The 22,374-nt window shown below is 39.5% G+C and carries 16 protein-coding genes; 1 reads left to right on the top strand and 15 read right to left on the bottom strand.

Going from position 1 to position 22,374, the window contains the following annotated elements:
* Positions 1-114 precede the first annotated feature (114 nt).
* The 4 genes from ABP870_RS06800 to ABP870_RS06785 all read right to left on the bottom strand — a co-directional run bounded on the left by ABP870_RS06800 (position 115) and on the right by ABP870_RS06785 (position 4,965).
* Positions 115-1,161 (bottom strand): D-alanine--D-alanine ligase, encoded by a 1,047-nt coding sequence (locus tag ABP870_RS06800; RefSeq protein WP_350014697.1) that lies wholly within the window; start codon positions 1,159-1,161, stop codon positions 115-117.
* A gap of 198 nt (positions 1,162-1,359) precedes the next feature.
* Positions 1,360-1,956 (bottom strand): recombination mediator RecR, encoded by a 597-nt coding sequence (gene recR, locus ABP870_RS06795; RefSeq protein WP_350014696.1) that lies wholly within the window; start codon positions 1,954-1,956, stop codon positions 1,360-1,362.
* Positions 1,957-1,977: 21 nt separating this feature from the next.
* On the bottom strand, positions 1,978-4,047 hold the full coding sequence (pbp2b, locus tag ABP870_RS06790; RefSeq protein WP_405054646.1) for a penicillin-binding protein PBP2B: 2,070 nt from the start codon (positions 4,045-4,047) through the stop codon (positions 1,978-1,980).
* A gap of 222 nt (positions 4,048-4,269) precedes the next feature.
* On the bottom strand, positions 4,270-4,965 hold the full coding sequence (locus tag ABP870_RS06785) for a phosphoglycerate mutase (protein WP_350014694.1): 696 nt from the start codon (positions 4,963-4,965) through the stop codon (positions 4,270-4,272).
* Positions 4,966-5,703: 738 nt separating this feature from the next.
* Here ABP870_RS06785 and ABP870_RS06780 point away from each other — a divergent pair.
* Positions 5,704-6,639, top strand: coding sequence for a dihydroorotate oxidase (locus ABP870_RS06780; protein WP_350014693.1), 936 nt, complete (start codon positions 5,704-5,706; stop codon positions 6,637-6,639).
* Between the two features lie 288 nt (positions 6,640-6,927).
* Here ABP870_RS06780 and ABP870_RS06775 read toward each other — a convergent pair whose 3' ends face one another.
* The 11 genes from ABP870_RS06775 to ABP870_RS06725 all read right to left on the bottom strand — a co-directional run bounded on the left by ABP870_RS06775 (position 6,928) and on the right by ABP870_RS06725 (position 22,059).
* Positions 6,928-9,579, bottom strand: a complete 2,652-nt coding sequence (locus tag ABP870_RS06775) for a valine--tRNA ligase (RefSeq protein WP_350014692.1) — start codon at positions 9,577-9,579, stop codon at positions 6,928-6,930.
* Between the two features lie 572 nt (positions 9,580-10,151).
* Positions 10,152-11,387: a hypothetical protein gene (locus ABP870_RS06770; protein WP_350014691.1), complete on the bottom strand. Its 1,236-nt coding sequence runs from the start codon at positions 11,385-11,387 to the stop codon at positions 10,152-10,154.
* Between the two features lie 320 nt (positions 11,388-11,707).
* Positions 11,708-12,760 carry a hypothetical protein gene (locus ABP870_RS06765; RefSeq protein WP_350014690.1) on the bottom strand — a complete coding sequence of 351 codons (1,053 nt, stop codon included), beginning with the start codon at positions 12,758-12,760 and terminating at the stop codon, positions 11,708-11,710.
* Positions 12,761-12,767: 7 nt separating this feature from the next.
* On the bottom strand, positions 12,768-14,909 hold the full coding sequence (locus tag ABP870_RS06760; protein WP_350014689.1) for a DUF6287 domain-containing protein: 2,142 nt from the start codon (positions 14,907-14,909) through the stop codon (positions 12,768-12,770).
* A gap of 8 nt (positions 14,910-14,917) precedes the next feature.
* Complete coding sequence (locus ABP870_RS06755; RefSeq protein WP_350014688.1) at positions 14,918-15,124, bottom strand: hypothetical protein; 207 nt, start codon at positions 15,122-15,124, stop codon at positions 14,918-14,920.
* Entirely contained in the window at positions 15,121-15,939 is an 819-nt protein-coding gene (locus ABP870_RS06750; protein ID WP_350014687.1) for an ABC transporter permease, read from the bottom strand. The genes ABP870_RS06755 and ABP870_RS06750 overlap by 4 nt, the downstream gene beginning before the upstream one ends.
* Before the next feature lie 9 nt (positions 15,940-15,948).
* Entirely contained in the window at positions 15,949-16,734 is a 786-nt protein-coding gene (locus tag ABP870_RS06745; RefSeq protein WP_350014686.1) for an ABC transporter ATP-binding protein, read from the bottom strand.
* A 7-nt stretch (positions 16,735-16,741) separates the two neighbouring features.
* Positions 16,742-17,278, bottom strand: a complete 537-nt coding sequence (locus ABP870_RS06740; protein WP_350014685.1) for a hypothetical protein — start codon at positions 17,276-17,278, stop codon at positions 16,742-16,744.
* The gene (locus tag ABP870_RS06735) at positions 17,275-18,867 is read right to left on the bottom strand and encodes an Hsp70 family protein (protein WP_350014684.1); all 1,593 of its coding nucleotides are present in this window, start codon (positions 18,865-18,867) and stop codon (positions 17,275-17,277) included. The genes ABP870_RS06740 and ABP870_RS06735 overlap by 4 nt, the downstream gene beginning before the upstream one ends.
* Before the next feature lie 116 nt (positions 18,868-18,983).
* A complete protein-coding gene (locus tag ABP870_RS06730; RefSeq protein WP_350014683.1) occupies positions 18,984-20,975 on the bottom strand; it encodes a zinc ribbon domain-containing protein in 1,992 nt (663 codons plus the stop codon).
* Positions 20,976-20,997: 22 nt separating this feature from the next.
* The gene (locus tag ABP870_RS06725; RefSeq protein WP_350014682.1) at positions 20,998-22,059 is read right to left on the bottom strand and encodes a hypothetical protein; all 1,062 of its coding nucleotides are present in this window, start codon (positions 22,057-22,059) and stop codon (positions 20,998-21,000) included.
* Positions 22,060-22,374 lie beyond the last annotated feature (315 nt).

Below are 22,374 nucleotides of genomic sequence, written 5' to 3'. Positions count from 1 at the left end.
AGTTCTTTCAAATCTCTAATACCGCTAGTCGTTTTGGTGAAATAAAAGGCTCAAGAAAGTAGTTCAAAAGGAACTGTTTCTTAAACCTGAAGTTTCACCTTGGAAACTATATTTTTATTGTAAATGACTCTCGCGTTTATGATGCATGTCTTGAGCCAGACTCACCAATTCTTCAATCAAATCAGAGTAAGCTAACCCCATATTTTCCCATAACAATGGGTACATTGACCACTGGGTAAAGCCGGGCATAGTATTGAGTTCATTTAGGAAAATATCACCAGACTCTGTATAGAAAAAATCACAGCGTGATAAACCGCTACCTCCAAGAGTTTTAAAGGCCAGTGCAGCATAAGCACGCATTTGATCCATCACTTCTACAGGAATAGCAGCTGGAATAGCCATGGTAATTTTATTATCGATATATTTCGCCTTGTAGTCATAAAAGGCCACATCTTTGACAACTTCCCCAGGCTCAGTCGTTTTGACATCTGTATTACCTAAGATACCAACTTCAATCTCACGTGCGATAAGGCCTTGTTCAATCAAGATACGACTGTCAAACTTTAGAGCTTCGGCAATAGCCTCACGAAGTTCACCTTCATCTTCAGCCTTAGAAATCCCAACAGAGGAACCCATATTAGCCGGTTTAACAAAGATTGGGAATGTCAAACTAGCCATGCTTTCAGCGATAGCTTTTTCTAAATCATCTCCTTCGATATAAACCGTGTAGGCGACTTGTGGAACTCCTGCCGATTCAAGCACTTGTTTTGTTGTGATTTTATCCATAGCAACACTGGAAGCATGAACATTGGTTCCAACATAAGGCATTCCCAAAATTTCTAGAAAACCTTGTATAGAACCATCTTCGCCCATTGGACCATGAAGTACTGGGAAAACAACTGCATTATCCTCATAGATGTCTGAAGGTTTCACTTTTTGTTCCAATTTGATCGTTTGGTTAGTCATCAAACGCTCATTCTCGTCAGGCTGGTTAGTGAACTCTTGTGTTTTTATGAATTCACCCTTATGAGAAATAAAGTATGTCTTGACTTGAAATTTATCATAATTGACAGCCCTCATCACACTTTGAGCAGACAATACCGAAACATCACGCTCAGCCGAACGACCACCATAAAGCAATACTAATGTTTGTTTTACCATAAAAACTCTTTTCTATTGTTATTTTTATTCATGTTTAGTTCAAAAACTGATACGTTATTGAACAGACGCTCATGATTACAGTAACGTCTCAATCCTTTTAATCATATCATAATTATAATAAAAGACAAAGTTGAGCCTAGGTATTTTTGGCTTCTTTGTAAAAAAAGATCCCAAATAGTCTTTGGAATCTTAATGTTTTTAAAGTTCTGTTCGATTTTCAATTGCTCGAAGCAAGGTCACTTCATCAGCGTATTCAATATCTGAACCAACGGCTAGACCACGCGCCAATCGAGTGACTTTAATGCCGGCTGGTTTTAACACACGAGAAATATACATAGAGGTCGCTTCCCCATCTGCTGTGGCATTTGTGGCGATAATCACTTCATTGATATCACCATCCATCAGTCGAGTAATAAGTGTTTTTAGATTGATATCATCAGGAGAGACACCATTCATCGGAGAAATCAAACCATGTAAAACATGATAAAGACCATGATATTCTTGGATTTTTTCCATGGCTGAAACATCTTTAGATTCTTCGACAACGAGAAGAACTGAACGATCACGACTTTCATCGGTGCAAATAGTACAAGGATCGTCATCTGTTAAGTTTCCACACACAGAACAGTAGGTTAATTCACGTTTTGCCGCTAATAAATTTTTAGCGAATTCATTAACATCTTCGTCCGACATTCCAATCGTATAAAAGGCTAAACGAGTCGCTGTCTTGATACCAATACCTGGTAATTTTGAAAAGCTATCGATCAATTTTGCTATTGGTGTTGGGTATAACACGTTGTTCTCCTTTTATCAAAATTATTGAGCAAAGCTTGAGACATAAAGATCAATGATGTCACGCGCAATGTATTGATGGGCCCTTGAAAGGTAATCAGAAGAGTTAGGATACATAACGGCAACAGCGATTTGATTGTTTTGATCATAAGCTACAACGTTAAGGTTTACCGTACTAACGGTTTGACCCCTTGTGTTTTTGGTAAAGGTCTCAGCTGTCCCTGTCTTACCACTAATAACTGTACTTCTTCCCCTCATGTAAGATCCAGTCGCAAGCCTGCTATTACTATTAACAACATCATAGAATCCTTGGCGAATGATTCCCATCTGGTCCGGAGTGATATTGACCTTGTTTAAAGATTTGATGTCTGTTGACTTGAGCAAATCACCTAGACTGCCATCAGCCTTATCATCATAAACCCCTTCCACTAAATGAGCAGACATACGATCACCATTGTTAGAGACTGTTGCGGCGTACTGGGCTAATTGCAGGGTATTGTAGTTATCAAATTGACCGAATGATTCTGTTAAGGTATTTGAGACCGCGAATTTTTTTGGCACAAATCCTTCTGATACATTTGGAAGGTCGATGCCAGTTGATGTCCCCATACCGTATTCTGCAAATGTTTTGCGCAATTTTTCCATAGTTTCCTTATAGCCTGCCTCCGTCAAGGGCATATTGTAGCTGTAATTTTGCCCCATCATTCGAAGAGCTAGTTGAACCATGTAAGTGTTAGATGAGTATTCTAGAGCCTGCGTTGCGGAGATTGGCATAGAGCCATTTGTAAACCAAGATTGGATACTGGTGCTATCACCTGCAAAAACAATTGGCATATCCATCAAGGTTTCATTGCCAGTTAGGACTCCATTTTGCCATCCAGAGGTTAAAGTGGCCCCTTTAACCACCGAACCAGGTGTGAAGACCTCGCTGATTGTTCCCAAGACATCGTCTTCTGTTTTTCCACTACCTTTTTCATGGGATAAGCCTGCCATCGATAAAATGGCTCCTGTTTTAGGGTTAATAGCAACAGCATACACACCATCTGAATAAGCTGCATTGCCAGAAGCAATTTCAGCTTGGTAATAACGCCGAAGGATATCTTGAACGCCAGCTTGAAAGTCCGAGTCAATCGTTAATTTTAAATTCTTACCCTTATGACCTTCAGATGTTGTCTGTTCATCAATAACTTTACCATTCTTATTAACAGTAATAGTCTTCGATTGATGTTTACCTTGCAGTACTGACTCGTATTGTTTTTCAAGATAAGATGTTCCGACACGATCATTCATCGAATAACCTTTTTTTAAGTATTCTTCAGCATCTTCTTGTGGAAGTCCTGTTTTCTCACTGGAAATTCGGCCCAAAAGTGGTGCTAAAGAACTAGTACTGTCTTCACGATCCCAACCATCTGATACTGTCACGCCAAGCAATTCAGACGCATGCTCATTAACTTGCTTGATTTGTTCATCTGTTAAATCCTCAACAATCAAGCGGCTGGTATCAAAAGTAGCTGTCCCATTCATTTGACTAAAAATAGCTACTTTTTTCAAGGTTTCTTCATCAAAATCAATGGCCTTCTTTGGAACTGCTGCTACCGCATTGGCGTATATTTCCGTAGATGATAAGCTATTATTAAATTTATCGTATTTCTGCTCATGAGGAAGTTTATCAATCACTTCGTCAAAATTAGCACTGCTAGCCAAATAATAATCAATCTTATCGCGCTCAGAAACTCTTGTCTCAGTAAACGTTACCAACTGAGCTAGTTTCTCAGTAATATCTTTTAATCCTTCAGCAGTCATTGTGTTACTACGTGTAAAAGTTAACACTTTTTTGGCTGTGTTTTTAACCAAGGGTTTACCCTTAGCATCGTATATCTGCCCACGTTCTGTTGATGTTGAAACAGTATAGGTTGTCGTCGCTTTTAATTTTTGAAGGTAAAAATCACCGTTAACTAGTTGCATATTTGCTAACCGAATAATCAAAATGGTAAAAAGCATGACAACGGTCAAGAAAATCAAATAAAGCCTTCTTGCGATCAAAGGAAGGGTTCGATAACTAGACCATAGACTGTTTAATAATTGCTTCAATATTCTTCTCCATAGCTGACAGTTACCTCTTATTTTATCACAAAATGTTCTGATAACGACAATGTAGGTGTGATAAATCAAAAGATTTTTCCTAAAAAAAGAACTAGCCAAAGCTAGTCCTTTTCCTTATCCTCATAAAACAATATCAGAGATAAATCCCAGTATCTCATGCTCGATAGACCATTGAGCTACATTAAGGGCTTATGATTGTTCTAGAGATATAACTTATTCACCACCAAGGTAGTATTCTGCAGTAACGTTTAATTTTTCATCAAATTCAAAGACGAGTGGTGGGAAGTTAGGGATTTCAACATCCATGATTTCATCATCGTTCAATTGTTTGATGTGTTTTACAAGTGCACGGATTGAGTTACCATGTGCACCAATAAAAATATTTTTACCTTCTTTAAGAGCTGGAGCAATTTTATCTTCCCAATATGGAAGGGCACGCTCAAGAGTTACTTTCAAGTTTTCAGCATCTGGAATAACGGCATCATCAAGCAAAGCGTAACGACGGTCAGTATGAGCTGAGTGTTCGTCATCTTTTGCCATTTCTGGAGGCAACACGTCGTATGAACGGCGCCAGATGTGAACTTGTTCATCCCCAAATTGTTCTGCTGCTTCTGCTTTATTTTTACCAGTCAATCCACCGTAATGACGTTCGTTCAAGCGCCATGATTTTTCAGTTGGTACCCAAAGTTGATCAGCTGCTTCAAGAGCTAGGTTAGTTGTTTTGATAGCACGTTTCAACACTGATGTGAAAGCAAGATCAAATTCGATACCAGCTTCTTTGATCAATTTACCAGCATCAATCGCTTGTTGTGTTCCTTTTTCTGAAAGGTCTACGTCAGCCCAACCAGTGAAAAGGTTCGCTTTATTCCATTCTGACTCACCGTGGCGAGCGAAAACTAATTTTACCATTAGAGTAACTCCTTTAGATTTTACGGACTAAGGTCAACCTTAACCGCATATTCTTGGCTAATGCCAATTACTCCTATATTTTACCCAAAAAAGCGTCAAAAAGCTAGTAAAATCACAACTTTCTCCATGATAGCGTTTCCTTGATTTTGTTATTCTGTTGTTACTGTTTTTGAAAAATACTAAATGTCGACACGACGTTAACCACTTGTTACAAATTGTCTAGGAATCAGTCGTTCAAGCATTTTTAAGAGAGTTGTTTATCCCATTTTCGATGACAGCGATCTGTCTTTAAACGCAATGAAACTCAAAAGCAGACTAGGCGATGCCGATGCAGATAAGACTGAACGTCATCAAATCAAGTCAACAACGTCTGCTTTTGATTTTTGAAGAGTATTAGATCGTTTTTTAGTCTCTTTATACTCAGTTAATTTCAAAAAATGACTTTTTTGATCTTTTCTTAAGTAGTGCGGCCAAAAGCAAGCCCAAAGGCGACCCAGCAACAGAAGGTACCTGTTAAAAATAAGTTCACTAATTATCTCCTAAAAAATTGGGTTCCAAGTTTCTTAAAGCTGTTTTACTTACTGGTTGGCTTGGACTTGTCATTTGCTTGTGTTTGAAAAGCCGAACTTTTTATGTTTTTCTTCAAAAAAGGCTTGCCCATCTCATTGCTCGGTGATAGAATGGAAAAAATTTGTCCAAAACACGGCACTTCGCCCTTTTTCAAATCAGGAGGAAATGATGACTTCAACAGCAACACACATTGGGAATTTTCAATTTGATAACTGCCTTATGAACGCAGCTGGTGTCCGCTGCATGTCTATCAAAGAGTTAGAGGCCATTCGTCATTCTAAAGCTGGCGCCTTCGTCACCAAGACTGCTACCTTAGAAGAACGCGCTGGTAATCCTCATCCACGCATGGCAAGTACATCTCTAGGAACAATCAATTCAATGGGGCTACCCAATAAAGGGTTCCCTTATTACCTAGACTATCTTTTATCACTTCAAAAAGAAAATGCTGAGCAATCTAACATTTTGTCTGTTGTTGGTATGTCTCAACTGGAAACGCATGTTATCCTACAAACGATTCAAAATAGCGACTATCAAGGACTTGTTGAACTTAATCTCTCTTGCCCAAATGTTCCAGGCAAGCCTCAAATAGCTTATGATTTTGAAACAACTGAGACACTTTTGAAGGACATTTTTACCTATTACCGAAAACCTCTTGGTGTCAAACTTCCCCCTTATTTTGATATTGTTCATTTTGACCAAATGGCTGATATTTTAAACCAATTCCCACTGACCTTCATCAACAGTGTGAATTCTATCGGAAATGGCTTGGTTATCAACGATGAGACTGTTGTCATCAAACCTAAAAATGGCTTTGGTGGTATTGGCGGTGACTACATCAAGCCAACTGCCTTGGCCAATGTCCATGCTTTTTACCAACGCCTAAAACCATCTATTCAAATTATCGGAACCGGAGGGGTTAAGTCCGGACGAGATGCCTTTGAACATATCCTATGTGGTGCTAGCATGGTGCAAATTGGCTCTGCTTTTGGTTATGAAGACGTTCCTATTTTCGAGCGAATTCAAAAAGAATTACAAGCCATTATGGAAGAAAAAGGCTACAAAACTCTCGAAGATTTTCGAGGTAAACTGCACTATATCGACTAAACAAAGAAGCGTTGACTTGTTAAAAAAGTCAACGCTTCTTTGTTTTTTATTCATCACTTTTAACTGACCAAGTCCAGACATGCCATACTAGTCCTTAACAACAAAGTAACTACTTGCTTGGTTAACAAACTTCTGGCTAGGCGTTTGGTCTTATTTATACTCAACGAAAATCAAAAGTGGACTAGGCTACACCGACGCTGATAGCAGTCAAGTTCACCCAATCAAGTCAACGATGGCTGCTTTAGATTTTCGAAGAGTATAAGATGTCAATGAGACGATGGTGACAAACTACTTCACTAACGCTTTCATCTCTGTAATTCGCTCTTGTGTGGCATCATATTTAGCTTGATAGTCGGCTTGTTTGTCGCGTTCTTTTTGGACGACTTCTGGTTTGGCGTTGGCAACAAAGCGCTCGTTGCCGAGTTTTTTACCGACCATATCGAGTTCTTTTTGCCATTTAGCCAGTTCTTTATCTAAACGAGCCAATTCTTCTTCGACGTTAAGCAAATCAGCCAAAGGCAAGAAGATTTCTGCACCTGTAATAACGGCTGACATGGCTAATTCTGGTGCGGTTAAGTCAGCTGAGATTTCTAAGGTTTCAGGATTAGTGAAGCGCTTGATATAGTTGATATTTGACTTGAAGAAGTCTTCTAAGTCTGCATCACTCGTTTTGACTAAGATGGTGATTGGTTTTGATGGCGCTACGTTCACTTCTGCACGCGCATTACGAACGGCACGAATAAGATCTTTCAAGCTCTCAACACCCTTATGAGCGTCAGCATTCTCAAAGGCTTCATTGACCACTGGATAATCAGCTGTCACAATAGAGCCTTCGGCATACTGGGCAAAGATTTCTTCGGTCACAAATGGCATGATTGGATGAAGCAAGCGGAGGATTTTATCAAGCGTGTAGAGCAGAACCGCACGCGTCATAACTTTTTCCTCTTCATTATCACTATATAGCACTTCCTTGGTCAACTCAACATACCAGTTGGCAAACTCTTCCCAAATAAAGTTATAAAGAATGTGCCCCGCCACACCAAACTCGAACTTGTCAAAGTTTTCCGTGACTTTAGCGATGGTTTCATTGAGGTTATGGAGAATCCAACGATCCGTAACATTGCCAGCTTGACCGCTAGCCACTTGCGCAACCTTGTCTGTCGCAGTGTTTAAGCCAAGTCCTTCATTGTTCATGAGAATATAGCGTGAGATGTTCCAAATCTTGTTAATGAAGTTCCAAGAAGCATCCATTTTTTCGTAAGAGAAACGAACGTCTTGACCTGGAGCAGAGCCGTTTGAGAGGAACCAACGAAGGGCATCAGCACCGTATTTCTCGATGACATCCATTGGGTCGATACCGTTACCGAGCGATTTAGACATCTTGCGGCCTTCTTCATCGCGGATAAGACCATGAATCAGAACGTTTGAGAAAGGCTTGCGTCCTGTGAACTCGAGAGATTGGAAAATCATACGAGAAACCCAGAAGAAGATAATATCGTAGCCCGTTACCAAGGTTGATGTTGGGAAATAACGCTGGAAATCGGCGGAGTCCGTATCAGGCCAACCCATGGTTGAGAATGGCCAGAGGGCAGATGAGAACCAGGTGTCAAGGACATCTTCATCTTGTACCCAACCGTCACCTTCTGGTGCTTCTTCACCAACGTACATATCGCCGTTTTCATTGTACCAAGCTGGAATTTGATGTCCCCACCATAGCTGACGGGAAATAACCCAATCATGGACATTTTCCATCCAGCTCATGAAGGTATCATTGAAACGTGGCGGATAAAATTCGACTTTGTCAGCTGTATCTTGGTTGGCAATGGCATTTTTCGCCAATTGATCCATCTTAACAAACCATTGTGTTGACAGGCGTGGTTCAACTACAGCTCCTGAACGTTCAGAGTGACCCACAGAATGCACCCGTTTTTCCACCTTAACAAGAGCGCCTATCTCTTCTAACTTAGCAACAACTGCTTTACGTGCCTCAAAGCGATCCAGACCAACAAATTCACCCGCAAGCTCATTCATGCTACCATCGTCATTCATAACGTTCACTTGTGGCAACTCATGGCGTTGACCAACTAAGAAGTCATTAGGGTCATGAGCCGGTGTGATTTTAACAACACCTGTTCCAAATGTTGGATCCGCATGTTCGTCAGCAACGATTGGAATCGGCTTATTCACAATTGGCAAGATAACATTTTGACCGATCAAGTCTTTGTAACGGTCATCTTCTGGATTAACTGCAACCGCAACGTCCCCAAACATGGTTTCAGGACGCGTTGTCGCAACTTGAAGGGCGCGTGAGCCATCTTCCAACATGTAATTCATGTGATAGAAAGCACCCTCAACATCTTTGTGAATAACTTCAATATCTGAGAGGGCTGTACGTGCTGCTGGATCCCAGTTGATAATGAACTCGCCACGGTAAATCCAACCTTTTTTGTAAAGGTCTACAAAGACTTTACGCACGGCTTTTGACAAGCCTTCGTCAAGGGTAAAGCGCTCACGTGAGTAATCCACAGAGATCCCCATCTTGCCCCACTGGTCTTTGATAGTCGCAGCGTACTCGTCTTTCCACTCCCAAACTTTGTCTAGGAATTTTTCACGACCGAGGTCGTAACGTGTAATACCTTGTTCACGCAACCGTTCTTCAACCTTGGCTTGAGTTGCAATCCCTGCATGGTCCATACCAGGCAACCAAAGCGTATCAAAACCTTGCATACGTTTTTGGCGAATAATAATATCTTGTAAAGTCGTATCCCAAGCATGACCCAAGTGCAACTTACCAGTAACATTGGGTGGTGGAATAACGATTGAATAAGGCTTAGCCTTCTTGTCTCCTGACGGCTTGAAGACATCTTCGTCAAGCCATTTCTGATATCGGCCAGCTTCAACCTCTGCTGGATTGTACTTTGGTGATAGTTCTTTTGACATTCAATACTCCTTTTTTGATATTCTGTAAAATTGAGTTGGTGCAACTCATAATGTATGATACTAACTTGTTTGTATATTTAACACTAGCATGGTAAGCATCGTTTCTCTAACCCCTACCACAGCAACAACTTTAGCTAACAGACGGACTTGTTTGGGAAGGAACAGAAAAAAAGTGTTTTAATCACTGCTCTTTTTTTTCTGTATCTCAATAGTCGCTACTTAGCTTCTATATGCCCAATGGCGTTTCTTCCGTAGCAGTGACTATTAAACATCTCAAGCATAGTAAAGTCTCTTTCATTTTGCTAAGAATGTACGGTAGTTTCCGCACCGGTCATCACTGCCTTTAATCAAAAACAAATCTGATCTTTCCTCTATTGATTTTCTCAGTTTTGTCCTAGAGTCTGAAACGTTTTACGATTCAATCCTGCATTGCCAATCGTTATTAGTTTATTTCACAAGAATTTATTTTCTTAATTCTGATAACTCTTGTCGCGAGGAAGGTCATAAAATAGCTCTGGAAGTGATAAATGCATGAATAGAGGTTAGCTTGGTGTTCTATCTGCTGACAAATGTTAATTTTCCTTGAAAACCGCTCCGTTATCTTTTAGTTTTCTTAGGGTCGCTTGTCCTACTCCTTTAATAGCTAACAGGTCTTTTTCGGTAATTTGCTGAAAATCTTCAGTTGTTCTTAGATTTTCATGAAACAATATTCTATAAATATTAAATTGTATACCATCAAACAAGGGGGTGTTATAACCAGAGAAAAAATCTGCTACCCCATCAACTATTGTTGACGTGCCACCGCATTTCCTTGCAAAATGACTTAAGAAGCTGATAACTGTTAAATTTCGGTCAAAAAAGTCCATCAAATAGTAGGTTGTTACAGCAAGAGATTGACGAGAAAAAGGCTCATACACTTCCATCTCTTCTACATCAAACAACTCATCTAACCAATCTTCATTGGCAAAGAAATCAGCTGCCTCCTTATTAACATCAACCAACTCTTCAAATAATGACTTAGCTTCATCTATCTGGCCTTGCAGTAATTTTGACAACATAAAATGAACTATTAAACTGTCTTTATTTTGCGGAAGTAGGGGTAAAAAATGATAGTAAAGGGCTTGAATCCGATCGAAACGTCCCAGTTCATTATAAAGTGATAACGTAAGGTGAAGAAAGTCTGGTGCAAGACGCTTCGGTTTTTTAGACAGAATAAACTCCACAACTTCAACAGCAAGACCAAGAAAGCCTTCTTCATACAAGTAAGCCACCGTATAGTTTAATGCCGTCAGGTAAGGACGAGCTTCGAAATAGTTCCAATCAAGATAGCCTGCGGACCGCCAGCCCTGCTTGGTCTCCTCATAAAAATGCAACACCTGTTCAAAATAATCTGGATCAAAGGGTGTTTCATTAACCAGTAAAAGGTGATATTTGGCCAAAAAGTAATCCGGTTCTAGTTCTAGAACTTGTTTCAACAGTTTAGCTCTCTGGTTATTGTTTGGCGTCTGTACAGCTTGACGATAAATCTGAGTTGCTTTTTTAAATGGAAAATTATTTAACAATAATAAGTGCTGAATAGTTTGCAATTCTTCTCGACTGATATCCCCTAAGTCACGTCCTTTATCAGCAGCATAGGCCATCAGAGCCTCATGTAATTCATCAAAATGTGGTATTTGTCGACGTTCTATAAGAATAGGGGAAGTCGTCGCCAGATTTTCGTAGAAATCCCCCTCTTCCTCTGACAACCATTTAATATTAAGTTTTTGTTGTCGACGTAACTCCTTCTTTCGGTTTTTCTTTTTAGCCATCTGGCTCCTCCTGACTCACTCCTATCACAATGCCTGAACTTTTTTAAAAGGCAAAGCACTAACTTTCAGCAAACAAAAAATCCCTGTCGATAATGACAGGGACGAATTTGTTAGAAAATCCGCGGTACCACCCACATTCGGGCTTGATACCCGCTGCTCACTTTTAAACTAAATTTTATCTCAGCAACCAACTTTGACATTTGTGCGGACTTCTCAACAACACCGCTTCCTGTAACAAATGGACTTCAAAGCACCTCTGATAGCCTTATTATAACAGACACTTTGGACAAATACAATCCAAATGTGTCCCACTTCAGTCATCAGTCAACTGACGATTTTCGATACTGTGCTAAAAATTGATTATAGGCTCTTTGCAATTGGTTAGGTGCCTCAAGATAGGTCACCTGACTAGATATACCATAGTCTTTAGCATAGTAAACTCTACCATTATTAGCTAAAACAATGGATAAGCTATCAGCTTCTTGATCTACTTGATTTTGGTAAAAATCACTATAAGTGGAAATCCCCAGTGCTTCTCTTTCTTCTTTCGCTGATTGATAATAGCCTGTATCTTGAGCTTTGGTACGATACACTCTAAAGGTTGCCTGTGATTGAAAATCAGACAGTTCCTTTCCAGACTGATCAATGTCCACTAGGCTAGTCGTATAAGATTGAATGTCACTATCCAAACTCTCAAATCCAGCCATGTCACCACCCGATAAGCCTGCCAAAATTTTGAGATTATCTACTTCAAACGCCAAGATCCCAACAGGTCCAGAAGAGTTTGAGAAGGCTTCGTTGAATGATCCCCTGACAACAACGGCATGCTTAGCATACGAACTGTTGACCAACCAGTCTCCAAAATCAGACACCACTTGATCTACTTGACGTGATGTTAATTGTACCTGACTTCTAACTGTCGTATCCGCAACAGGTTCAGCACCTGTCAGGTCATTTTTCGTTAAGGGGCTTACTTCAGTAAGCGAAATCATTTTAGAAGTACCCGGCTTTTCTTGATACTTTTCAGAAGTCAATATTCCCAATCTCGCATCACGCCAAGGTAATATACTCGACTGGAGGGCTAATTTCCCATCTCTATTAGGCAATTCAATAATCCAAGCACCGTTTTCACGTTTATGTGACAATCGGCTTGCAAAAACCTCACCGGTAGAGAGTTGAATTTTTAACCGTTTCTGATCAAACCGTTGAACTTGAAATAAGACTTCTTCGCCATTTTGTTTATTTTCAGCAGTCACTTGAAAAGCTTTTCGAGAGTCTTTAAGAACAGTTTCTTGACGATATCGGCCAGCAAAGATTCCTAAAAAGAAAGCTCCTAATAATACTACCGTAAATATTTTTTTATTAGTTAACATCGTTTTTCTACTCTTTAGTAAAGGTTAGCATTTCTGAATAACGATCCTTTTCTGGATTGAAATCAGCCCCTACAGCACGTGTCCATTGAGCAAAGGAGAATTCATCACCATCAAAACTAAATCCAATTTCGACTTCAAATCCAGCTCCTCCCAGACCATTTGGGGTAATCGCCTCAGCCTTATCATAGTCAACAAAACGGTAGGTTGTATCACTAATTTTTTCTATTTTAGTGACCTTAGAAACCATCGTTTCTTGGTTAGTTCCATCATCATAATATTTCGTAACGGTACCATCTTCATCGACAGTCACCTTAGCATCAACCCCATCAGGATCAGTATTAACCCAAGTTCCGATTAGTTCTGGCGGAAAAATACCATCGGTCGTCTCCATTTCTGACTCTGAACTCGTTGAAGAACTTGAAGACTCACTTGTTGATGTTTCTGAACTGCTAGATGAAGGCTCAGCTGCATCTTCCTCTTTTTCTTCGCCAAATTCATCTAGTAAATCCTGATAAGTTTGTTGCATGTCAGCTGGAGCTAGCTGGTAGGTTTCTAACTCCAAAGTTCTTACTGATTTATCATCAAGGCGATAATCCGTGACATAATACACTTTACCGTTTGAAGCTAGTGCAATTTGATAACTTGGTTTTTGATGATCCACTTTTTTCTCATAGAATGGCACATAGCCATAATCTGCTGCAGCACTCGTTTCTGATGGAGATAGGCTGTCATCATCAACCAGATTCTTTAATTCATCTGAAGTGGAATCAAAGCGATGAGCTTGCGGCTGCTTCAAGGTGTAAATCCTAAAACTAGCGGTTGATTGAAAATCTTCTGCTTTTGAACTGGTGAGGTCATTGCCTAAGAGCGTCAAATCAAACTCACTGCGACTAGCATCTAGAGCTTTCCCATCCGCATCAGAACCGTCTACCAGTGTTTTTTCAATTGCTGCGATGTCTCCACTTTTAGCGCCATAAAGGTGGGCTATTGCTGGACCATCTTCTGTATTAAGTTGCCAAAAATGAGGGTTTAAGGTGCTCTTACTATTCGTATCATCAAACTGACTCTGTACCAGAACACTATCCTTAGCATAAGCGCTAGTTTCTAACCAATCGCCAAAAGATTTTGCGATTTTCGCTGCACTTTCATGGGTTAGGCGGTTAGTGTTTGTAACCTTGTATTCGACAGTTTTGTCTTTATCCGAATCGGCTTTAGAATCGTCGGTTTCTGTCTTAGCAGCTTTTTTAGCGTCTGTTTTTGATGGCGTCGTGAGGTAAATTAGATTTATCCCTTCTCCTGAAACAAATGCTCGATCTTTACTGTCATCGTCAAATTTAGCAAACATCGATGATGAACTTCCATTAACTTCACTAGGCGTTGCCTTACCAGCTGGAACAATGGTAAACGCTATCGGTAAATCCTTAGCACGGAAAGTTGCTACGCCATTTGTCTGAGAAAAATCGATGAAGGTAACGTCAGAGTTATTGATCGTACCTGTTCCATCTGGATTAAAAGTAAATGGTGTCTTACCATTCTCACCTTGGTAAGAACCACTCATTGATGAGAGGTCACCTTTAGCAATCGCTGCGATGTCAATTTTAGAACTTTCTGTCTGCGTTGAAGTAGACTGACTAGTTTTAACACTAGTAGAAGTTTCAGAACTAGGCTTTTTAGCTGTGCTATTGGTTGCTTCAGAGGTTTTAGCACTACTATCTTGAACAGCAGACGAACTTGGTTTCGCATGATTATCTGCAGCTCTTGAAGTTTTTGTCGCTTTTTTAGTTGTTTGGACGTAATCAGGCTTATTCACTTCAAGTTTTGGCTCTGACCAAGGCACAGCAGGAGGCATTAAATGAATAGAGGCACCATCATCAGCAGCCAGCTTAATCCCATCGCTAGGTTTGCCTTGATAGACTTCTTCAAAAACAGTTTGTTTGCCTGAAGCAAGATCTGTCTTGGTTACCTTAGCTTTTTTATCGCCGACCAATGCGACCTCGTAGCGATATTCTTTGCCTGTCTTTTTATCCTTAACGGTAGTCGCATAAGCGTAGTTTGAATTTAGCATAGACTTGCTTTGTGTGTATTTCCCAGCTACAAGAAAAACTAGAAAAACCACTAACAAGCCCGCTATAAATTTTTTATTTTTCATATATCACCTCAAACAAATAAGTAGCCAACAACATAACCAAAAACCGCCATCAGAATAATAAGAGCGATTTTCAGAAGTAGATTTGAGTCAAACTTCTGAAATCCCGATGATTTGGTTTGTTGAAACTGATTGGCCGTTGCAGCTTGAATCTCGGCTTGCGTTGGAAACCGGCCATTTAATACTTGAAATTCTGTAATCCACTCTTCTTTTGTCATGATTTCTCCTTTTTATATACTAAGACAAGTAAAAATAGTAAGCCATAGATAGAAGCGTGTCCTAATAAAGAAGTCCAATGGCTAATCATTGCCGAAGAACTCGCCTCAAACATGTTTAACTGGCTTTTTGGAAGTGGTACTTGAAACTTAGCCATTGCTGATTTTATCGTAGCTAATTGATTGGTCATTCCCATAGCTTTATGACCATAACTTAGAAAGATTAAAGACGTAATACCATCAATCCCTTTTGGAAGTTGCAGAACTGTTCCTGACAAGGAGAACTGCATAATGCCTAAAATAACAGATAAAACAACTGACGTATTATCGTTACTCCCAACAAGAGAGGAAACGAGCAGGGCCATAAAGTGAGCGCAAAGAAAGACTAAAAAGACAGTTACGCCAATTTCAATCGAAAAATTCCCAAGGGTCTGCCCTTTTGTCTCCAAGGTCTTATCAAATAAGTCGCTAAAGTAGTGAAAACCGCTCACAAACACCAGCGTCTCCACTAAAGCAAACAAGGTATGAAATACCAGACTCGCAAGGACAAAAGTCCAACGATTTAAGGTCGAAAAGAAATCACGATTTAAGATAGCTCGTTCTTTGCTGATGTATATACTATTTTGAACTAATATCAAAAGACTAGATGAAAACAAGAGCAAAAAGAGCGTCATTCTCGTATTCTCAAAGGTTATTAAAAATTCTTTTTTCTGGATATAGATAATCAAACCTTCAAAAATGAGGATTCCCAATAAAACTTTAATAAAATCCATATAGTGATGTTTGAATTTATACCAGCTTAATCGTAAAGCAGCCATTCTTTCTACCTATATTCTATAAATTTTTCCGGATGTTAGCAACTCTTGATAAATATCAGCAATATTTAAGTCTAAGTATTTCCTGAGGGTATAGGGATCAGTTGTCTTAAACTCATGAAGTAGCTCTTCAAAAGAACCAACAAATTTCGGAAGACCTTTCGACAGGAAAATCAAACGGTCAAAAATGGCTAAATTCTCCGTATTATGAGTCACAACTAGAATAGCCTTATTAGACGTTTTCGCCAAAATACGAAGCGTTCGCAAAAGATTACGATCACTCAAGGCGTCCAAACCACTAGAAGGTTCATCTAAAATAAAGTAAGCAGAGGGACTAAGCAGTTCAATACCAATACTAACACGTCGTTTCTGACCCCCGCTAAGTTGGCTCACTTGCTTATGCCAAAATTCTGATAACCCCAAATCCTGAACCACCGATTGAATACGCTCCTGACGGTCACTTTTTCTCAGGTCTTTTAAATAACTATCTCCATAAACAGTGAAAATTTCACTGACTTTGAGGTAATCTCTCAACAAATTCTGCTGCGGTACATAACTCCAACGCGGTTTCTGATGTGTCACTAGCTGTCCATCTTCGTAAATTTGAAAGTCTTGACAAGTTGGCTTCAGGCGCTCTAGCAAAATTTCAGTCAGAGTTGTTTTCCCGCTTCCTGAACCGCCTAAGATCCCTACAACCTCTCCCGTCTTTAGTGTCACATCAAGCTGATTAAATAGCAGCTCACTATTTGAGCGATACTTAAAGCAAATGTGCTTGAATTCTAAAATATGCTGCTTCATACTTCTCCTAATTCGATAGAAATAGACTAACCGTGAGGACAACTAATAATATAATAAGTGCTAAACTGGTATCTAAGTCTAGAAACACTGTCATGGCTAAAACCACAAGAACAATCACAACTTGTAACAACCACTTCTGCCACCAAGGGGCCGTGGTATTTTGTTGCGAGGCAGCCTGATTGATTGAAGCGGCTATTTCTTGTTTTACCTCAACTTCTTCAATAGGCAAGGGATAACTCTCTGCTCCGTCCTCATCGCTGTCTGATTGCTTCAAATAGTGCTGCACCAATTGATAATCATAGGTTGTCTTCCACTTCTCACTTAAAAAATGCCGTTTTATATTGGGTAAAGCTTGCGATAACTGGCGGCTTGAAGCGTCAAATTCTCCAAGTGTTTCTCTATTGTCTAGCTCTTCACCCAAGGCTACTAAAACCTGATAAATATGTTTGGCAGAATCTTCTTGACGAATTTTGCCACGCAACTCTGCTAAATATGAAATATCTTCGCCTGTGGTGGCGTTAATCCCTTTATAATAATCAATCATGATACTAACTCATCAAACAAGGCTTGCATTTCGGATAGGTCTTCTTCAGCCACTTCTTCAATCTGATCAATCGTTGCATTGATTTGATAAGAACCAAGCATTTCCTGAGAGAAAGCATCTACAACATGAACATGAATAATTTGTTCTTCATCAAATGATAAACGAATCTCAGCAACCTCTTGCCCTTTTTGGCGATTTTGGCTTAGATACTCGATGATTTTCAAAATCGGTTTAACATTCATCGGATTTTCATAATTTCCTTCTGTCAAACGTAGTTGAAAATTCGATTGTCCATCAGCAACAGCATAAATTTTCTTGGTAAAAACCGCTGGTATTTGAGTATTACGAGGAACCACAACACTGTTAAAGAAATCACCAACAAAAGGATACGTTTTTCTAGGATTTTTCCGCAAGAGCATGCCTATGCCTTGAGACGTTACATCACGGATGACAATCTGCGACGGTGAGGCTTCCTCACCCTGATGGGTTTCATTAAAAGTGACTTGGTCATTTACGATCAAGTGTGCAATAATACTGGCTCCCTCTGCCACAATCGTGTCTGGATTGATATCATAGTTAAGTTTTTTGCCAACCAAACCTTCCATCATCTCCCTGACAACTGGGAGACGCGTTGATCCGCCAACTAAAATAACATGATCAATATCCGATAAGGACAAGCCAGCTGCCGATACGGTTGAAATGACTTTCAATTCGGTATCTTTGACCAAATCAGCAATAGCTGCGCCAAATTCATCTCGTGACACTTCAACGCCATAAGCTTTGTCGTCCAAGAACAACTCATAAAAAGCCACATCATTGATAGAGAGTGTGATTTTCATTTTCTCAACTTGATAGCGCATCTGCATTTCTTCTTTTGGGGTTAACATGGTCATATTGACACCTTGATTTTCAAGTTTGTCCTTAACAAGATTGACTAAACGTTTATCAAAATCCAAGCCCCCCAAACGTTGATTGCCATCTGTCGCTAGAATATCATAGTGGTCTTGCTGGACATTCATTAGAGTCACATCAAACGTTCCACCGCCTAAATCATAGACTAAAACATTGCCATTAACGCCTTTTTCACTAGCATAAGCAATGGCTGCGGCAGTAGGTTCATTGATAATTCTCAAAACATTAAACCCTGCCAATTGACCTGCCCTTTTAGTGGCAACCCTCTGCTCTGAGGTGAAATAAGCTGGCACAGTGATGACAACATCTTGGATGTCATCCAATCCCATTTCAATAGCCAATTGATGTGAACGAAGTTTAAATTCATGCAAAATTAAGGCGGATAATATTTCCGCACTCACGCGCTTATGGTCAATCACTTCATTTTCAATTTGCCGTGCCATGTCACGTTTAAAGTCATTTTTAAAATAATCAATTTTTCCAATTTCAGTTCCACGACTAATGGCGTCTTTTCCGTAGAAAACACGATTTTTCCCATTAATCTTTGAAAAATAAATAGCCGATCGCAAAATCGTCTCGTCATTGGCCCCAATTGGAATAATCTCTGGCTGACCATTTTTTACAATAGCCATCGCTGAATTCGTCGTTCCTAAATCAATTCCTAACGCTTGTTTCATGCTCATATCTTTCTCTTATGTCAAATAAAGGAGCGAGGGGCATCTTGCCTTGAGATTTAAAACTCACCTCGCTTCCCTAAACTCTATTTTATCGTGCATTAACCATTTTGATAATCTTAGTTAACCGTATCTTTTCGGTTGATCAGTTTCGAATCGCTAGCTTTACCAGTAATACGATAATCACTGAAGTAAGAATTACTCTCATCTGATTGGTCTTTCTTCCCAACATAGTCAACCGTTACCGACCAAGCTGTTTTGTCATCATAATAACCTGAATTTTTGAATTTTGAATCATAGGCATAATAAAAACTATTGACAACCGTAAAATCAACCACATATTTTTTAGCGCTGACTTGTTTGACATTGGTCACATCGATATCGTCAAAACTAATGCTTTCGGCTGGACGATTCTTAGCATTAGTAGTATTAGTCTCAATCATATTAACAACGTCTTTATACATGCTATTTGTCGCACCACCTTGGAAAATCTCTGTTAATCCGTCTGGTGTCGTATGATTATCCTCATAGTCACCTAATTTCCGATAAGCTGCGGTTAACAGTTGATCAGCTGTATCGCGATCTAGGACCCCCTTGACATCTAATGTCACACTATCACCATCTTCTATGTTTTTAATTAAATAGGTGTTAGAGGTTACTTTTGAAGCATCTTCAAAGGTTTTTTGTACCGATAGTTTTGCATTTTTGGTCACTGCTAAGTTAGAAACCTCAGCTTTGCCATTACTCAATCGGGTGATTTTTTTAGAGCCGACATACAAGTCCCCATCTGCCAAATTGCTATTGACGGTAAAGGATAGATAGGCAATATCTAGGGCAACATGCTCATCTCTCTTCAAAGTCTGCTTAGAACTTGTTGAGACTTCTTGGTCATCTAATTTACCAGTCAATGAGAAGTGATAGTCACCTGGGTAGAGACGAATCGTCTTTGAAAAATGATCTGAATCTGATTTTTCCCACCGCTTGTCATTGATTGAAATGGTCATCCCTTTTGTATTTGTCGAGATAGTCGTATCAGCCGGCTGAACCATCACCTTCCATTCAGGAAATACCAGCCATTTTCGTCCTACTTCAGCCATTGTGTTTCCTGAGAGTAAATCAACTAATTCAGGTTTTGAGATAGTCGATTTTGTCAAATAGCTGACTTCCGATTCCTTGATTGGTTTTTGGCTATCTGACCATACTTCGTACTCTAACTGCTGGTCTATCGTATCAGACGTTTCAAGGTAACGCTTAGCAACTGATTCTCTCGAATAATAATGATTTCCAAATAGATAGACACCTAGAATTGCCGTTGCTAAAACACCACCAGCGATGTAGAGGTAGCGCTTCTTATCCCTAAGAGGTTTCCTTGCTTTTTTAGAGGTCTGTCCCAAAAACTGATGAATAATTCGCAAATCAAAATGATTCTCTTTACCAGCTTTAAATTCTTTAGGACTAGGTTTACGTCCGACAAATTTTTCAAAGGCAGCAATCCATTCAACTTGCTTCTCTTTCAGAGACTTAGCAGGACCAATGTGTTGCTCCTGAGCAGACTTCATTTCTACTTGCGATCTTCCAGTAGGATGTTGCGAGGTTTTGTTAGCAGTATTTGAAGGACTAAGCTTTGGCATCAGTAACTGTGATGACTCGTTTGACGTAAAAGAAGTCTCTTCAGCATAAATCTCGTCAGAAGCTTCGTAGATGTTGCGAGGACTCTCCTGATCCTGCAAAGGTTTTATAGAACTGTCATTCAAGTCTGATTCTTGAGAAAAAGCTTCGTCTGAAACATCGTAAAGGATACTAGGACTCTCCTGATCCTGTAGGACTTTTTTAGGACTGTCGTTCAAGTCTGATTCTTCAGAAAAAGCTTCGTCTGAAACATCGTAAAGCACTTGGTTTTCTTGCCAGTCATCATGTCTGCCTTCTCTTTTTTCTTTTAAGCTAGAAACCTCCAAAGGTGATGATGCTGATCTCTTTTTATCTAAACCAGTAATGCTATAAATAATGTCAGTAGCAAAGCCACTTTCTTTACCAGCCTTAAACTCCTTTGGGGTTGGCTTTCTACCGGTCACCTGCTCAAACAAAGTAATCCACTGTTCTTGACTTATCATTGTTCACTGCGCTCACTTTCTCTTAGAATGCGACTTGGTCATTGAGAGAGATAAATGAATCCATAATAGAAGTCATCATCCATTTATCCACAACGTAAACCACAGCTAGCAACAGAAATACAGCAGCAATAGACAAGTAAGTATTGTTTAAAAACGATAACTGCCCTTTTATCGCTTTAACCATAGAAACGATTAAAACCACTAGACCTACTATGGATAGAATAAGCAAATAGGTCATTACTGACACCATAGATTGCAAAGCAGGAATTTGCTTGACCAAGGTTAAGAGACTGGACAAGACATTACTTACTTGTCCATCCGAATCGGTTAGGATATCAGTAATACTTGAAACGTACTTCTCACTCACAATGAGCGTGTTTTTGACCAAAAAGCTCGACAGAAAAGCGACAACATTCAACACCAGTAATAAAGGAGTTGTCCCTAGTAAAACACCAAAACGTTCCATCCACTTTCTAGAATCTTTATGAAGCACAGCTGGCAAACCGTAAGCTACTAAATATATCATCAGAATCAGCACAAAGAAATATAAGAATTTTCCAAAGCCAAACTCACGTGAGATAAAATTGAGAAAGTGATCATAAGCTTCTGGCAAGTTTGTTTTGAGAGATCCAGAGCTTGTCGAAATATTAGCGATAGACAACAATAGTCGACGACAATAATTAAGAAGACCGCCAGCTAGAAAAGCGGCTGATAAAACAAGAGTAATGCCACCAAAGGCCAATCGTTGACCATCTCCATCAACTTGTGGCTGTTTAAGAGCCTTTAAAAACCATGACAAATAGTGCCCGCTATACGCTTTAACTTTGTCAACCTTGTCGCTTGTTTTACTAGCTTCAGAAGTATCTGATTTAAATGAATCAGGTTGCTCAAGCCGCACCTCGGAGTGTGTTTGGTTATCCTTACTAGATTCAGAAACATCATAAATAATCTCTTGAGGCGTGATAGGCTGACTGACTTGGTCATCCTCAAATTCACCAGCTGCTAGTGCTTGTGCCAACTCATCTTTTGTTGCTTCTCGACCATTGATAGCTTCAAAATATTCTAACCACTCGGTTCTTGTCATTATAATCTCCTAAATAGTTCTTAAATTTTTTGTTAATATTGTAACATAAGTCTATTTGGGTTTCAATTAAACTTTCTAATAATTCCAAAGGATAATCATTAATAACCTCACTGATAGCTATAGGATTTGAACAACTTTGTTACTGGTCAATCCACTTTCTAAATCTCTAGTAACGCAACCTTATTATCTTGAATAGGTTACACTAAACTAGACAGAATTTATAAAGTGTTCTACACTAAAGAAAACAGGAGAAACAATATGTCTAGAAAAATACGCCGTCATTTTACGGATGACTTTAAGCAACAAATCGTTGAC

Origin of the sequence: Streptococcus jiangjianxini, assembly GCF_040225085.1 — a bacterium.
Lineage (GTDB): Bacteria > Bacillota > Bacilli > Lactobacillales > Streptococcaceae > Streptococcus > Streptococcus jiangjianxini.
Note: the sequence above shows the minus strand (reverse complement) of the source record. Positions and strands in the feature narration are given on the sequence as shown.